General features: G+C 64.6%; 15 protein-coding genes. 12 read left to right on the top strand and 3 right to left on the bottom strand.

Going from position 1 to position 14719, the window contains the following annotated elements:
* The 6 genes from LKD37_RS02860 to LKD37_RS02835 all read left to right on the top strand — a co-directional run.
* The coding region (locus tag LKD37_RS02860) for a ComEC/Rec2 family competence protein (RefSeq protein WP_302927838.1) at positions 1-1585 on the top strand (1585 nt) is incomplete at its 5' end.
* Positions 1586-1600: 15 nt separating this feature from the next.
* Entirely contained in the window at positions 1601-2641 is a 1041-nt protein-coding gene (gene holA / locus LKD37_RS02855) for a DNA polymerase III subunit delta (RefSeq protein ID WP_302927837.1), read from the top strand.
* Positions 2638-3213, top strand: a complete 576-nt coding sequence (locus tag LKD37_RS02850) for a ribonuclease M5 (protein WP_302927836.1) — start codon at positions 2638-2640, stop codon at positions 3211-3213. Before holA ends, LKD37_RS02850 begins: the two co-directional genes overlap by 4 nt.
* Positions 3210-3776 (top strand): CYTH domain-containing protein, encoded by a 567-nt coding sequence (locus tag LKD37_RS02845; protein WP_302927835.1) that lies wholly within the window; start codon positions 3210-3212, stop codon positions 3774-3776. The genes LKD37_RS02850 and LKD37_RS02845 overlap by 4 nt, the downstream gene beginning before the upstream one ends.
* A gap of 96 nt (positions 3777-3872) precedes the next feature.
* The gene (locus tag LKD37_RS02840) at positions 3873-4436 is read left to right on the top strand and encodes a PduL/EutD family phosphate acyltransferase (protein WP_302927834.1); all 564 of its coding nucleotides are present in this window, start codon (positions 3873-3875) and stop codon (positions 4434-4436) included.
* 260 nt (positions 4437-4696) lie between these two features.
* Positions 4697-6061, top strand: a complete 1365-nt coding sequence (locus tag LKD37_RS02835; RefSeq protein WP_302927833.1) for an 8-oxoguanine deaminase — start codon at positions 4697-4699, stop codon at positions 6059-6061.
* 42 nt (positions 6062-6103) lie between these two features.
* On the opposite strand, the gene ispF is transcribed toward LKD37_RS02835, so the two are convergent.
* Genes ispF through LKD37_RS02820 form a run of 3 tightly spaced genes read right to left on the bottom strand, consistent with a single transcriptional unit; the run spans position 6104 to position 7811 of the window.
* Complete coding sequence (ispF, locus tag LKD37_RS02830) at positions 6104-6586, bottom strand: 2-C-methyl-D-erythritol 2,4-cyclodiphosphate synthase (RefSeq protein WP_370686850.1); 483 nt, start codon at positions 6584-6586, stop codon at positions 6104-6106.
* Positions 6583-7320, bottom strand: coding sequence for a 2-C-methyl-D-erythritol 4-phosphate cytidylyltransferase (ispD, locus tag LKD37_RS02825; RefSeq protein ID WP_302927832.1), 738 nt, complete (start codon positions 7318-7320; stop codon positions 6583-6585). Before ispD ends, ispF begins: the two co-directional genes overlap by 4 nt.
* A 2-nt stretch (positions 7321-7322) precedes the next feature.
* The gene (locus LKD37_RS02820) at positions 7323-7811 is read right to left on the bottom strand and encodes a CarD family transcriptional regulator (protein ID WP_302927831.1); all 489 of its coding nucleotides are present in this window, start codon (positions 7809-7811) and stop codon (positions 7323-7325) included.
* A 181-nt stretch (positions 7812-7992) separates the two neighbouring features.
* Here LKD37_RS02820 and LKD37_RS02815 point away from each other — a divergent pair, with 181 nt between their 5' ends.
* From LKD37_RS02815 to LKD37_RS02790, 6 genes are all read left to right on the top strand, one after another.
* Entirely contained in the window at positions 7993-8907 is a 915-nt protein-coding gene (locus LKD37_RS02815; protein ID WP_302927830.1) for an AAA family ATPase, read from the top strand.
* Between the two features lie 5 nt (positions 8908-8912).
* Positions 8913-10664, top strand: a complete 1752-nt coding sequence (locus LKD37_RS02810) for a vWA domain-containing protein (RefSeq protein WP_302927829.1) — start codon at positions 8913-8915, stop codon at positions 10662-10664.
* 112 nt (positions 10665-10776) lie between these two features.
* On the top strand, positions 10777-12513 hold the full coding sequence (locus LKD37_RS02805; RefSeq protein ID WP_302927828.1) for a portal protein: 1737 nt from the start codon (positions 10777-10779) through the stop codon (positions 12511-12513).
* A complete protein-coding gene (locus LKD37_RS02800) occupies positions 12510-12788 on the top strand; it encodes a ribosomal-processing cysteine protease Prp (RefSeq protein WP_302927827.1) in 279 nt (92 codons plus the stop codon). The genes LKD37_RS02805 and LKD37_RS02800 overlap by 4 nt, the downstream gene beginning before the upstream one ends.
* Before the next feature lie 38 nt (positions 12789-12826).
* The gene (locus tag LKD37_RS02795; RefSeq protein ID WP_302927826.1) at positions 12827-13435 is read left to right on the top strand and encodes a hypothetical protein; all 609 of its coding nucleotides are present in this window, start codon (positions 12827-12829) and stop codon (positions 13433-13435) included.
* Between the two features lie 46 nt (positions 13436-13481).
* Positions 13482-14717 carry a N4-gp56 family major capsid protein gene (locus LKD37_RS02790; protein WP_302927825.1) on the top strand — a complete coding sequence of 412 codons (1236 nt, stop codon included), beginning with the start codon at positions 13482-13484 and terminating at the stop codon, positions 14715-14717.
* The last annotated feature ends 2 nt before the right edge of the window (positions 14718-14719 follow it).

Below are 14719 nucleotides of genomic sequence, written 5' to 3'. Positions count from 1 at the left end.
GATTAGAGATACGGAAGAGCTTACAGTACGCGATAATGTAGTATTTGAGTTAGGATTGTTCATCGGAATAATTGGCAGCAGGCGGCGGCTGTCCGCCGGGGTATCCATGGCAGTGCTGGCGTTTTATATGCTGGTGGTGGGCCTGTCGCCGTCGGTGGTGCGGGCGTGCATCATGCAGGCCTTCGTGCTGGCGGCGCCCCTGTTCAAGCGGGACAGCGACGGCCTTACCAGCCTGGGAGCGGCGCTGCTGGTGATTTTGCTGGCCAACCCCTTCGCCGCCGGAAGCATCAGCCTGCAGCTGAGTTTTGCGGCCACCCTGGGACTGGTGTGGCTGTCGCCGAAGCTGTACCGGAATCTGTCCCGGTTCTACACCGGGACAAGCCGGGCCGTCCGATGGGCGGTGAACTTCCTGTGCGCCAACGTGTCGGCCTCCGTCTCGGCCTTGGTTTTCACCATCCCACTGACGGCCATCTACTTCAACATCCTGACCCTTACCGCCCCCATCAGCAACCTGCTGGCCGTTCCGGCGGCGGGATGGAACTTCATGGCGGGCTTTGTGACGGTGCTGGTGGGCTTTGTATGGCTGCCGGCGGCCCGGGTGCTGGGCTGGGTGTGCTTCGGCCTGGTGCGGTATGTGCTGTGGGTCGCCGGGGTGCTAGCCTCGGCTCCGGGGCACGCGGTGTATTTTTCCAACGGCTTTCTGAAATACTGGCTGCTGTATGTATACGCCATGTTCGGCGGGTGCCTGCTGACCCGGGACCGGCGGCGGAAGTACGCCGTGGCCGGAGTCCTGGCGGCGGCGACGCTGGCGCTGGCGGTGGGCCTGAACACCGGACTGCACCAATATGGGGACCTGTCCGTGATGGCCCTGGACGTGGGCCAGGGGGAAAGCGTGGCCCTGTATACCCGGGAGAAGGCGGTGCTGGTGGACTGCGGATCCAGCAACAGCTATATCAGCGCCGGGGCCCGGGCGGCGGACCAGCTGGAGAGTATGGGCATCCACCGCCTGTCGGCGGTGGCGGTGACCCACTATCACGCGGACCACACCAACGGACTGGAGGAGCTGCTGGCCCGGATGCCGGTGGAACGTCTGCTGCTGCCGGAGATCCAGGATGAATACGGCGTCCGGGACCGGCTGCTGGCCCTGGCCCGGGAGCTGGACATCCCCGTGACTATGGTGACGGACACCTATCAGTTCCCCATGGGCCAGGCCATGCTGACCATCTATCCCCCGGTGGGAGCCGGGGATCTGAACGAGCAGGGGCTGACCTTCCTGTGCTCGGCGGGAGATTTCGACGCCCTGATCACCGGCGACATGGCCGGAAACACGGAAAAGAAGCTGGTGGAGCGGTTCGACCTGCCGGATATCGAGGTGCTGGTGGTGGGGCACCACGGCTCCCGGTACAGCAGCACCGACGCATTTTTGCAGCAGGTGCGGCCGGAAACGGCTATCATCAGCGTGGGAGACAACAGCTACGGCCACCCCACCCAGGAGGCTATGGACCGGCTGTCCCGGAACGGGGCCACCGTGTATCGCACCGACCGGCAGGGGAACGTCCTGGTCACAGTGAACGGAGGAACGTAAATGGCGGCAAAGGCTATGAAAAAAAGCGGCGCAGCCTTGGAAAAGCTGCGGGCGGATATCAAAAGCGGCAGCCCGGAGAACGTGTACATCTTCTACGGAGAGGAGACGTATCTGCGGGACCGGTATCTGGAGGAGCTGAAGGCCCTGCTGGTGCCGGAGGGCTTTGAGGAGTTCAACTATCACCGGCTTTCCGGAAAGGGACTGACCGTCCAGGACCTGACGGAGGTGGTGGAGGCCATGCCCATGATGGCCCAGCACACCCTGACGGTGGTGACGGATATGGACCTGTTCCGGCTGGACGAGGGGCAGCGGGGGCTGCTGATCAATCTGCTGGGGGATTTCCCGGAATACGGAACGTTGGTGTTTGTATACGACGTGTTGCCCTATAAACGGGACGGCAAAATGAAGAAGCTGTGCGCCGCCATCGGGGACCACGCGCAGGAGGTGGAGTTCTGCCAGCAGGAGCGGGATCAGCTGCTGCGGTGGATGAAGCGGCGGTTCGCGGCGGAGGGCCACGACATCGACACGGCCACGGCGGACCATCTGCTGTTCACCTGCGGCACGCTGATGACGGACCTGGTGCCGGAGATCGGGAAGATCGCTGCCTATGCCAAGGGGGAGCGCATCACCGTGGCGGACATCAACGCCGTGGCAGACCCCATTCTGGACGCCCAGGTGTTCGACATGACCAACAGCATCACCGCCGGAAAATACGACGACGCGGCCCGGGTGCTGGGGGATCTGCTGCGGATGCAGACGGAGCCCATTGTGATCCTGGCGGCGGTGGGCAAGGAGCTGCGGCGGCTGTATACCGCCCGAATGGCCCTGGACGGCGGCAAGGACCGGCTCTGGCTGAAGCAGCTGTGGAACATGAGCAGCGATTACCCGGCCAAGCTGCTGATGCAGGCGGCCAGAAAGGTGGACCACGAGTGGTGCCGGACGGCGGTGCTGCGGTGCCAGCAGCTGGACCGGCGGATGAAGAGCATGAGTATGGCGGATAAGCAGAAGGAGGACGAATTGAAGCTGTTTCTGATGGAATTGGCGGGGCGCAGATGAAGCCCCGGGTAAAAGAGGTCATCGTGGTGGAGGGGCGGTATGACCGCAACGCCCTTTTGCAGGTGGTGGACGCCACGGTGGTGGAGACCGGCGGGTTCTCCGTGTTCAACGACCGGGAGAAGCTGGCGTTTTTGCGGCGGCTGGCGGAAAAGCGGGGGCTGATCCTGCTGACGGACCCGGACGGGGCGGGCTTTGTGATCCGGAACTATCTCAAGGGCGCCATTCCCCGGCAGCAGGTAAAGCAGGCCTATGTCCCGGATATTGCCGGGAAGGAGCGGCGCAAGCGCCATCCCGGCAAGGAGGGCAAGTTAGGGGTGGAGGGTATGCGGCCGGAGGTGCTGCTGGAGGCCCTGCGGCGCTGCGGCGCCACCCTGGAGGGGGAGGACGCCCCGGCCCCCGGCGGGGACCTGACCAAGGCGGACATGATGGACAAGGGCCTGGTGGGACCGAAATCCGCCGCCCGGCGGCAGCAGGTGCTGCGGGACCTGGGTCTGCCGGAGCACCTGACGGCCAACGGCCTGCTGGAGGCCCTGAATCTGCTGCTGACACGAGAGGAGTTTGAGAAGCTGTGACGGAGCCATTGGAGATCGAGCGGAAATTCCTGATCGAAATGCCGGACCAGACCCTGCTGGACCGGTGCCCGGTGCGGTGGGAGATGTGGCAGACCTATCTGCTGTCCCGGCCCGGCGTCAGCGCCCGGGTCCGCCGCCGGGTGGGGGAAACGGAGCAGTTTTTCCACACCGAAAAGCAGCGCCTGACGGACCGCACCTGCGTGGAGCGGGAGCGGGAGATCGACGCCCGGGAATATGAGGCCCTGCTGGCACAGCGGGACCCGGCGCGGGTGACCATCCACAAGGTGCGCTATTGCCTGCCGGAGGGCGGGCTGGTGTTCGAGATCGACGTGTATCCCTTCTGGCGGCGGCTGGCGGTGATGGAGGTGGAGCTGCAGCGGGAGGACCAGAGCTTCACCGCGCCCCGGGGGCTTCGGGTGCTGCGGGAGGTATCCGGCGACCGGCGGCTGAAAAACGCCGCCCTGGCGGGCCATGTGCCGCCGGAGGAAGAATTGTTGGCCGAAGCCGCCGGAAATGGAATAACTCCCTTGCATGGAAGTCCGGAATGTGGTAAAATAATCTGAAAATACCGGCGGGGGAACAACTGCCGGTGCATTTTCGTGGAAATCGTGCTGCGGCACGGATTCGATATCTATACGCATACATAGGAGGAACAAAAAATGTCTTTCATGATCGAAACGTCTGCCCGCCATATCCACCTGACCCAGGAGACGGTGGAGAAGCTGTTCGGCGAGGGCTATCAGCTGACCGTTCGCAAGCCCCTGTCCTATCCCGGCCAGTACGCCTGCAACGAGCGGCTGACCATCGTGGGGCCCAAGAAGGAGATGGCCAACGTGTCCATTCTGGGGCCTGTGCGTAAGGCCGACCAGGTGGAGGTCTCCGCCACCGACGCCCGCACCCTGGGCATCGACGCGCCCGTCCGGGAGAGCGGCCATGTGGAGGGCTCCGGCGCATGTAAGCTCATCGGGCCCAAGGGCGAGGTGGAGCTGAGCCAGGGCGTCATCATCGCCAAGCGGCATCTGCATGTCCGCCAGGAGGACGCCGAGAAGATGGGCGTCAAGGACAAGGAGATCATCAAGGTGGCCTGCGGCGGCGAGGGCCGCAAGCTGATCTTCGACGACGTGGTGGTCCGCGTCAACGTGGGCGGCGCCACCACCATGCACATCGACACCGACGAGGCGCAGGCCGCCGGCAACCCCACCGTGGGCGAGATCTATCGGTAAATCATCCGGAACCAATGGGGGTGCGCACCGCGCACCCCCAGCTTGTCAAAAAGCATTTTTGACAAGCTGGGGGCGGTTTTTCAGAACTTCAAAAAATTCTGAAAAACAAGTGATTGCAAACGAAAGACACCCCTGATGGGTTTCTTTCGTAACTATCTTCCTTTCCGATGGTGAAAGTCCCCCCTCTTTTGACAGTCTTGCAGGGTGCGCGATGCGCACCCTGCGCTTTAACGGGTTTTTACAGAAAAGGAGCGTGACCTATGGCGACCACTCTCATCCGCAATGCCCAGGCCATCGTCACCGTGGACCGGGAGGACCGGGTGCTGCGGGGCGAAAACATCCTGGTGCAGGACAACGTGATCCGATACATCGGGCCGGAGGAGCGTCCGGCGGACCGCGTCATCGACGCCTCCCACTGCTTTGTGTACCCCGGTCTGGTGAACACCCACCACCATCTGTACCAGACCTTCACACGGAACCTGCCGAAGGTGCAGAAAATGGAGCTGTTTCCGTGGCTGCGGACCCTGTACGAAATCTGGCGGGGCCTGGACGAGGACTGCATCTATTACAGCTCCCTGGTGGGGCTGGGCGAGCTGCTGAAATACGGCTGCACCACCTGCATGGACCACCACTATGTGTTCCCCAGGGTGGGATCGGAGCACTTCATCGACCAGCAGTTCCGGGCGGCGGACCTGCTGGGGGTCCGGTTCCACGCCACCCGGGGCAGTATGTCCCGGGGCAAAAGCGACGGCGGTCTGCCGCCGGACGATCTGGTGCAGGATGTGGACACCATCCTGCGGGACAGCCAGAGATTGGTGGAGAAATTCCACGATACATCCCGGTTTTCCATGCACCAGGTGGCCCTGGCCCCGTGCTCGCCCTTCAGCGTGACCACGGACCTGCTGAAGCAGTCGGCGGTCCTGGCCCGGTCCATGGGGGTGCGGCTGCACACCCATCTGTGCGAGACCAAGGACGAGGAGCGGTTCACCCTGGAGGCCGTGGGTATGCGGCCCCTGGCGTATATGGAGAGCTGCGGCTGGCTGGGAGAGGACGTGTGGTACGCCCACGGCATCCACTTCAATGATCAGGAGCTGCGCCTGCTGGCCCAAACGGGGACAGGCGTGGCCCATTGCCCGGTGTCCAACATGAAGCTGGCCTCCGGCGTGTGCCGGGTGCCGGATATACTGGCACTGGGAATGCCGGTGGGACTGGCCGTGGACGGTTCGGCGTCCAACGACTGCTCCAACCTGCTGGCGGAGATCCGGGCGGCGTACCTGCTGCACCGGCTGACCTACAGCGCCAAGGCCCCCACCGGGTATGACCTGCTGAAAATGGCCACCATGGGCAGCGCACGGCTTCTGGGCCGCCAGGACGAGATCGGCAGCCTGGAGGTGGGAAAGGCTGCGGACCTGTTTCTGCTGGACGTGGACCTGCTGGAGCTGGCCGGGGCCAAGCTGGACCCCGCCTGTATGCTGGGAACCGTTGGCTATGCCCGCCCGGCGGAGCTGGTGATGGTCAACGGCCGGGTGGTGGTGGAGCACGGCCGTGTGCTGGGTATGGACGAGGAACAAACCCGCGTCCGGGCCCAGCAGCTGGTGGACGGGATGCTGCAAAAAGCGGAATAAGCATGAAACAACCGGGTACGGCACGCCGTACCCGGTTGTTGGTTATATGTGTTCAATCAGGGCCACGGCGTGGGCGGACATGCCGGAGCCGTCGCCGGTGAAGCCCAGGTGCTCCTCGGTGGTGGCCTTGACGTTGACGCAGCCGGGGCCGATGGCCAGGGCGGCGGCCAGGTTCTCCTGCATCTGCCGGCGGTAGGGGCCGACCTTGGGGGCCTGGGCGATGAGGGTGGCGTCGATGTTCACCACCCGGTATCCGGCGTTTGCCAGAGCGTCCCGGACCCGGGACAGCAGCACCAGGCTGGAGATGTTCAGAAAGGCGTCGTCACTGTCCGGAAACAGGTGGCCGATGTCTCCCAGGGCGGCGGCACCCAGCAGCGCGTCCATCACCGCGTGGGTCAGCACGTCGGCGTCGGAGTGACCGTCCAGCCCCCGGTCATAGGGGACGTGGACGCCGCCCAGGATCAGAGGACGTCCGGCGGTGAGCCGGTGGACATCGTAGCCGTGGCCCATGCGCAGATTCGTCATCTGTCCCGCCCCCGGAGGATGGCCTCGGCGATCAGCAGGTCCAGGGGGGTGGTGATCTTGATATTTTCCCGGCTGCCCGTGGCCAGGTAGACTTCCTTGCCCAGACGCTCCACGGCGGAGCAGTCGTCGGTGATCTCGGCTCCGGCGTCGATGGCGGACTGGAGGGCGGCCTTCAGCAGGCTGGCCTCGATGACCTGGGGGGTGTATACGGCGAAAAGGGTGGAGCGGTCCGGCGTGGAGAGGACGCGGCCGTCGGTGGGGTCCGCGGCCTTGATGGTGTCGGTTACCGGAACGGCGGGGGCCGCGGCGTTGGTGCGGCAGGCCAGGCGGATGATCTCGTCAAACTCCGCCGGGTCCACCAGGGGACGGGCGGCGTCGTGAACGGCCAGAAGCCCCGCCTTGGGGTTGGCCTCCAAGGCGGCGGCCAGGACGGACTGGGCCCGGGTGGAGCCGCCGCGGACCACCTTGACGGGCTTGTGCAGGCCGCAGCGGCCGCACAGGTCCGCCACGGTGAGAAGCAGCTCCTCCCGGGTGGCGACGATGATCTCGTCCACCAGCTCGGTCCGGTCGATGGCGCACAGGGTGCGCATCAGCACCGGTGCGCCGCACAGGTCCGTCAGCAGCTTGTCCTGACCGCCCATGCGGGTGGAGGATCCGGCGGCGGGGATGATGGCCGTGCAGAAGGGGCGGGTCTTATCCTGGATCCGGCGGATTTTATCAAACAATTTTCCCATAGTTACGCTCCCAGCATCATGGCTTCGTTGATCCGCTGCTCCACAGCGGGGTAATCGTCCGTTCCCTCCACCAGCACCACCTCGGAGATGAGGATCTGCTTCGCGCTGTGGAGCATTTTGCGCTCGCCGTTGGACAGGCCCCGGCGGTGGTCCCGCCACATGAGGCCCTTGATGACCCAGGCCACCTCCAGCAGGTCGCCGCTTTTCAGCCGGGCCAGATTGTCCCGGTAGCGCTGGTTCCAGTTGGAGGACATCTGCACCTCCAGCGTGGGGATGGCGGAGAGCACCTGGCAGATGTGCTCCGCCGTGGACAGACACCGCAGGCCGATCTGACAGCAGGCGTCGATGGGGATCTTCAGCACCAGCCCCCCGGCGGGCATGCGGAACACATAGTAGCTGCTGACCCGGCTGCCCAGGCGCTCGTGGGTGATGCGCTCGATGATGCCGGCCCCGTGCATGGGGTGGACCACCTTATCGCCGATCAGAAACATGGCGGCGTCTCCTTTCCGGAATATAATTTTTCACAAATATATTATACCGGAACGGACCGGATTTGGCAAGAGGGAAAAAGACTATACGGAATCTTAGCAGGCGGGCGGATTGCATTCCCTACCGGAGGGGTGTATAATACCGGCGAGAAAAAATACCCGAAGGAAAGGGGTTTGAGGTACTATGCTGGAGTTTTTGGAGAAGGAACAGATCGACAAGGGGATCATTCAGGGGATCCGGGAATACCGGGAGAAGTATCCGGCGGCGCCGGAGCTGGCGGGGCGGGTGCCCCGGCCCCGGTATCACTATTACGGAAAGGACGTGTGGGAGGCGGCGGCTGCGGCCCTGCTGTGCGGCGAGAATCTGCTTTTGGCAGGCAGCAAGGCCACCGGCAAGAACGTGCTGGCGGAGAACCTGGCCATGGCCTTCGGCCGCCCGGCCTGGGACGTGTCGTTCCATGTGAACATGGACGCCGCCAGCCTCATCGGCATGGACACCTTCGTGGGGGGACAGGTTACCTTCCGGCCGGGACCGGTGTATCTGTGCGCAAAAAACGGGGGCGTCGGCATTCTGGACGAGATCAATATGGCCAAAAACGAGGCGCTGGCGGTGCTGCACGCCACGCTGGATTTCCGGCGGGCCATTGATGTGCCCGGGTATGACCGGGTGGAGGTGGATGAGGCGGCGCGGTTCATCGGCACCATGAACTATGGATATGCCGGGACCCGGGAGCTGAACGAGGCCCTGACCAGCCGGTTCGTGGTGATCCAGATGCCCACCATCGGGGAGGAGGGCCTGGAGCGTCTGCTGGAGGAGGAATTTCCCACTTTGGAGAAGAAATACCGCCAGCAGTTTGCCCAGCTGTTTCTGGATTTGCAGAAAAAGTGCGAAAGCGCGGAGATATCCTCCAAGGCCCTGGACCTGCGGGGCCTGCTGGACGCGCTGCGGCTGATCCGCCGGGGCGTCCGGGCGGGGATGGCCCTGGACATGGGCATCACCAACAAAGCCTTTGACAGCTATGAACAGGACCTGATCCGGGACGTGATCGCCGGGCGCATTCCGGCGAAGCTGGACCGGGCCCGGCTGTTTACGGACTGAGCGCCATGGGTGTGCAGACCTACAGCGCCCAGCAGCGGCGGGCGGTGAACCTGATCTGGGCAGCGGCGGGGGAATATGGGTTCGAGCCCAAGTTCCTGGCCATGAAAACCGACGGGACGCCGGATTTTTACATGAATTTTGTCATCGGCCTGGTATACAAGTGGTTTGGCCGGGATATGCTGGAGCGGCTGTTTGACTCGTGGCTGGGGGATGTGCGGCAGGCGGTGATGGACGACCTGGCGTGGCTGGCCCTGGAGAGCGCCGTGTATCAAAAGGAGCTGCCGGGACGTCCGGCACTGGAGGAGCTGCGGCAGGACCACGCCCGGGAGTTCTTTGCCATGGAATATCAGACCTCCCGGCAGGAGTGGATGGCCCGGAATCAGCTGGTATACTCCATGCAGGCGGCCCGGTGGAAAAACGTGCTGGGAAAGCCGGACCGGCTGGTGACCCCCTGGGACAAGGGCCTGTATCGGGCCCTGTGCTGCGGGGACGTCAGCGGGGAGGAACTGGAGCAGGCGCTGCGGGCGTGCTTCCGGAAGTACCTGGGCTTTGACGGAAAGGTGCGGACCAAGGCGGAGCTGCGGCTGCACTTCGACAACCGGCGGTGGATCGCCTTTATGACCAAAATGGCTCCCACGGAGCTGGTGCGCACCGACGATCTGGCCATCGGACGGGCGGCCCATGCCGGGCAGGCGGGGCTTGTCCGGGCGGCGGACGCCCTGCGGTCCATGCTGCGCTCCAACGAGCGGGCGGAGGCGGACCGGGCGTATATCCAGCGGTGCTTCGGGCGGAGTATGTACGCCCCCAAGCAGCTGAGCGCCATCGAGCAGCAGCGGTGCACCGGGAACCACCTGGGGTGCCGGCTGTGGTTCACCCGGGGGGACCCGGCGGCGGACGTGCCGCCCAGCAGTGACAGCCAGCAGCTGTATGAACAAGCGGCGGAGCAGGCCCGGCTGAACCGGGCGGCCTATGCCGAAAACAGTGAGCTGTATGAAAGCGCCCTGCTGCGGCTGACGGAACAAATCCGCAATTGTATGCTGGTGCACCAGCAGCCGGAGGCCGTGACGGCCCGGCAGGGCTGGGTGGACGGGGCCAGGGTATGGCGGGAGCCGGTGCTGGGGGACGACCGGGTGTTTCTGCGGCAGGATCAGGAGCCGAAGCCCGGCTTCAGCGTGGACCTGCTGCTGGACGGCTCGGCCTCCCGGCTGCACTGTCAGGAGACCATCGCGGCCCAGGGGTATATCCTGGCCAAGAGTCTGCTGAACTGCGGCATTCCCGTGCGGGTCACCAGCTTCTGCAGTCTGCGGGGCTATACGGTGCTGCGGGTGCTGAAGGAGTACGGCGACAAGCAGGGGGAGCGGCGGATATTCGACTATTTCGCCGCAGGGTGGAACCGGGACGGCCTGGCCCTGCGGGGGATGGAGGAGCTGATGCAGTCGGCTCCGGCGGAGAAGCATCTGCTGCTGATCCTGACCGATGCCAACCCCGACGACAGCCACCGGATCCCACCCAACGGAAAGAATCCCATCAGCCGGGAATATGACGGCAAGGCCGGGGTGGAGGACACCGCCGACGAGGTGCGGGACCTGCGCCGCCGGGGCATCCGGGTGGCGGCCATCTTCATGGGGGAGCAGGACAGCGTTCCGGCGGCGGACCGGATATACGGAAAGGACCTGGCCCGTATCCGGCGGATGGACCAGCTGGCCCAGGCCGCCGGGCGGCTGATCCAGGATCAGATCCGGGAGCTGGCCAATTAAAAAAGAAAATATTTTTGAAAAATGCGCTCTGTTGCCCTGTATACGGCAACAGGGCGTATATTTTTCCGGGGAAAGAGGGGGGATGCAGAACGACGAAAAAGGAGGGCGGTCAATGGAACAGAAGCAGGAACCCCAGAGGCCGAAAATCGGCACGGAGGAGGTGCGCCGGGCGGCGGATATCCTGAGACGGTACCACGCCGGGAAGCGGCAGCTGGAGCAGCGCATCATCGACAACGAGCAGTTCTGGAAGCTGCGGCACTGGCAGCAGATGGAGAAGGCGGGGCAGGGCGGCAATCCCGCGGACCCGCAGCCCACCAGCGGGTGGCTGGTGAACTGCATCCTGTCCAAGCATGCGGACGCCATGGACTGTTATCCGGAGCCCACGGTGCTGCCCCGGGAGCCCGGGGACCGGGAGGAGGCCCGGAAGCTGACGAGGATCCTGCCGGTGGTGCTGAAGAAGAACGGGTTCAAGCGGACGTATTCCAGCGCGTGGTGGTACAAGCTGAAATCCGGGTGCGCCGTGTACGGCGTGTTCTGGGACGCGGGGAAGCTCAACGGACTGGGAGACATCGCCATCCGGCGGATGGACCTGCTGAACCTGTTCTGGGAGCCGGGGGTGACGGATATTCAGGATTCGCCCCACTTTTTTTCCACGGAGCTGCAGGACCGGGAGGCCCTGGAGGAGCGGTATCCCTGGGCCAAGGGCAAGGCTGACCGGGGCGGCTGGAGCGTGAGCCGGTATCTGTATGACGATGCGGTGGACACCTCCGGAAAGGTGCTGGTGGTGGACTGGTACTATCACACCCGGGAGAACGGGCGGAAGGTGCTGCAGTACTGCAAGTTCGTGGGGGATACGGTGCTGTATGCCACGGAAAACGACCCGGATATGCGGGAGAAGGGCTGGTATGACCACGGAAAGTATCCCTTTGTGTTCGACGTGCTGTTTCCGGAGGAGGGGACCCCGGCGGGGTACGGATATGTGGACCTGTGCAAGTCCCCTCAGAAGCAGATCGACCTGATGAACCAGGCTATCCTCAAGAATACCCTGGCCTCGGCCACGCCCCGGTTCTTCGTACGCAGCGACGGGGCGGTGAACGAGAACGAATATGCCGACTGGACAAGGCCCTTTGTCCACACCAACGGAAATCTGGGCAGCGATTCCATCGCGCCCATCCAGACGGCGGGACTGGACAGCGTGTATGTGGCGATTTTGCAGAGCAAGATCGCGGAGATGAAGGAGATGGCGGGGAACCGTGACGTGGCCAACGGCGGCACCGCAGGCGGCGTTACCGCCGCCACGGCCATCGCCGCCCTGCAGGAGGCGGGGGGCAAGCTGTCACGGAACATGATCGACGACGGATACGAGGCGTTTTCCGACGTGGTGACCCTGTGCATCGAGCTGATCCGGCAGTTTTACAGCCTGCCCAGGCAGTTCCGGCTGCTGGGGGCCATGGGCCGGGAGGAGTTCGTCACCTATGACAGCCGGGGACTTCAGCCCCAGGCGGTGGACGACGGCGTGATCGCCGGGTACCGGGTGCCGGAGTTCGACCTGGAGGTGTCGGCCCAGGACGAGAATCCCTACAAGACCATGGAGTATAACCAGCTGGCCCTGCAGCTGTTCCAGATGGGGTTCTTCCGGGCGGATATGGCGGATCAGGCGCTGCGGTGCCTGGAGCTGATGGACTTCAAGAACAAGGACCAGCTGATGAGCAGCATCCTTCAGGGACAGGCGGCGGCCATGGAGCGGCAGCCGGTTCAGCCGGGCTCCGCCGCCGGGGCGGAGGTGCGGCCGGTCAGCGCCATGGACCAGATGCGCCGGCAGACCCAGGAGGCGGTGAGGCCCCGGTGATCTGCGCGGTGTTCGGGGAGAACCGGGTGACCCTGCGGGGTCATGCGGACTATGCGCCCAGAGGGGAGGACATCGTGTGCGCCGCAGCGTCGGCGCTGGTGTTTGCCCTGATCGGGGCGCTGGAGGAAAAGGAACAGCTGCGGGAGCTGGTGATCAAGCCGGGCCTGGTGATGGTGGCGGCGGAGGGAGACTGCCGGGCAGAGTGGCAACTGATCCGCTGCGGGCTGGGACAGCTGGCGGGAAAATATCCGGCGTGCGTTCGCCTGGAGGCGTGAGCATAGAGGGTCGTGGCCTACCACGGAAAGGAGCAGATATGCAGGAAGCATCGGAGCGGCTGGGGCAGCTGACCCGGCCGGAGGACCCGGCGCAGGCCGGAACACACACGGGCGGTACGGCTCCCGACGCCGGGGAGCGGCAGGAGGACTTTGAGGAGCTGATCCGGGGGCGGTATAAGTCGGACTTTGACGCCAGGGTGAAGAAAATTCTGGATGGGCGGCTGCGGGGCCTGCGGCAGGAGGTCACGGACCTGCGGCAGCGGGAGAAGCTGCGGCAGGTGCAGATCCAGTACTACCTGGACCGACTGCCGGAGCAGGAGAAGCAGGTCCGGATGGTGCACCCGGAGTTCCGGCTGCAGAAGGAGATGGAGAACCCCCGGTTTTTCCGGCTGGTGCAGGCGGGGGTGGAGCCCCGGGAGGCCTATGAGATGGTGCATCGGCGGGAGCTGACCGCCAAGGCCATGCACTTTGCCGCCCAGGCGGCGGCCCGGCAGGCGGTGCGGGTGGTGGAAAGCGGTGGGCGGCGCATCCCGGAAAATGCCGGGCGCAGCGCCAGCGTCAGCCGTCCGGACCCGGGAAAGCTCACAAGCCGGGAGCTGGCGGACATCCGGAGACGGGTGATGGACGGGGAGAAGATCAGCTTCTGAACCTCCGGACAGGAAAAATACGCGGAATGAAGAAAGGGGAAAACATATGATGAACGATCTGTATGACCTGCAGCTGTTTGCAGGCGAGGCCAATACCCAGACCACCGGTCACGGCGGTCTCAGCGCGGAGATGAAAACCTATTACGGCATGGAGCTTCTGGAAAACGCCAAGCCCCAGCTGGTGCACAACCAGTTCGCCGCCACCAAGCCCCTGCCCACCGGCGGCGGCAAGACCGTGGAATGGCGCAAGTTCGGCTCCTTCGAGAAGGCGCTGACGCCTCTGACCGAGGGCGTGACCCCCGACGGCAGCGGCATCTCTGTCAGCTATATCACCAAGGAGCTGGCCCAGTACGGCGACTATACCACCGTGTCCGATCTGCTGGATCTGACCGCCATCGACGACGTGGTGCTGGAGATCACCGACCGCCACGGCAGCAACATGGGCCTGACCCTGGACACCGTGACCCGCAACGAAATTCAGCAGGGCAGCCAGGTGATCTATGCCCCCAAGCTGGGGGCGGACGGCGGCCAGACCGCCGTGCTGCACCGCTATGACCTGACGGAGGGGTGCAAGCTCACCAGCGAGCTGGTGGCCAAGGCCGCCACCCAGCTGAAGAAGATGAACGCCCCCACCTTTGAGGGCAAGTACGTCTGCATTCTCCATCCCAGCGTGGCCTTTGACCTGCGGCAGGACCCCGCCTGGGTGGCGGCTCATCAGTACGCTGCCGCCACGGAGCTGTTTTCCGGCGAGATCGGCGAGCTGCACGGCGTGCGCTTCGTGGAGACCACCGAGGCCAAGATTTTCCGGGGCGATGACCTGGCCAAGAACAGCCGGACGCTGAGCGTCAACGGGAAGGTGGAAAACGCCGCCTCCGTGGGCTTTGACGGCGGCACCGTGGCCGCCAATGCCCTGAAGGGCCGGTATGTGCTGGTGGGCGGCAAGCGCTGCAAGGTGGTGGGCAATACCGCCAGCCAGCTGACCCTGGACACCGCCGTGACGGCGGCGGACAACGACGTGATCTATCCCGGCGAGGGCGGCAGCCAGGGCTGCGCCGTGTACGGCTGTCTGTTCCTGGGCAAGGGCGCTTATGGCGTGGTGGATCTGTCCGAGGGCACCGAGGTCATCGTGAAGCCCAGGGGCTCCTCCGGCACCGCCGATCCCCTGGATCAGCGCTCCAGCGTGGGCTGGAAGGGCATCCATGCCGCCGCCATCCTGTATGACGAGTATATCGTGCGGGTGGAGTGCGGTTCGTCCTATTCCGGCGAGGACAAGGCCAACTGACA

Source organism: Brotocaccenecus cirricatena (genome assembly GCF_020687045.1).
GTDB lineage: Bacteria > Bacillota > Clostridia > Oscillospirales > Oscillospiraceae > Vescimonas > Vescimonas cirricatena.
The sequence above is the reverse complement of the archived record's forward strand: the minus strand, read 5'-3'. Positions and strand labels throughout refer to the sequence as shown.

Excerpts from the sequence above, each read along its gene's own strand:
- holA (WP_302927837.1), top strand. The coding sequence starts at position 1,601 with ATGAAAAAAAGCGGCGCAGCCTTGGAAAAGCTGCGGGCGGATATCAAA.
- LKD37_RS02850 (WP_302927836.1), top strand. The coding sequence starts at position 2,638 with ATGAAGCCCCGGGTAAAAGAGGTCATCGTGGTGGAGGGGCGGTATGAC.
- LKD37_RS02840 (WP_302927834.1), top strand. The coding sequence starts at position 3,873 with ATGTCTTTCATGATCGAAACGTCTGCCCGCCATATCCACCTGACCCAG.
- LKD37_RS02835 (WP_302927833.1), top strand. The coding sequence starts at position 4,697 with ATGGCGACCACTCTCATCCGCAATGCCCAGGCCATCGTCACCGTGGAC.
- ispF (WP_370686850.1), bottom strand. The coding sequence starts at position 6,586 with ATGACGAATCTGCGCATGGGCCACGGCTACGATGTCCACCGGCTCACC.
- ispD (WP_302927832.1), bottom strand. The coding sequence starts at position 7,320 with ATGGGAAAATTGTTTGATAAAATCCGCCGGATCCAGGATAAGACCCGC.
- LKD37_RS02820 (WP_302927831.1), bottom strand. The coding sequence starts at position 7,811 with ATGTTTCTGATCGGCGATAAGGTGGTCCACCCCATGCACGGGGCCGGC.
- LKD37_RS02815 (WP_302927830.1), top strand. The coding sequence starts at position 7,993 with ATGCTGGAGTTTTTGGAGAAGGAACAGATCGACAAGGGGATCATTCAG.
- LKD37_RS02810 (WP_302927829.1), top strand. The coding sequence starts at position 8,913 with ATGGGTGTGCAGACCTACAGCGCCCAGCAGCGGCGGGCGGTGAACCTG.
- LKD37_RS02805 (WP_302927828.1), top strand. The coding sequence starts at position 10,777 with ATGGAACAGAAGCAGGAACCCCAGAGGCCGAAAATCGGCACGGAGGAG.
- LKD37_RS02795 (WP_302927826.1), top strand. The coding sequence starts at position 12,827 with ATGCAGGAAGCATCGGAGCGGCTGGGGCAGCTGACCCGGCCGGAGGAC.
- LKD37_RS02790 (WP_302927825.1), top strand. The coding sequence starts at position 13,482 with ATGATGAACGATCTGTATGACCTGCAGCTGTTTGCAGGCGAGGCCAAT.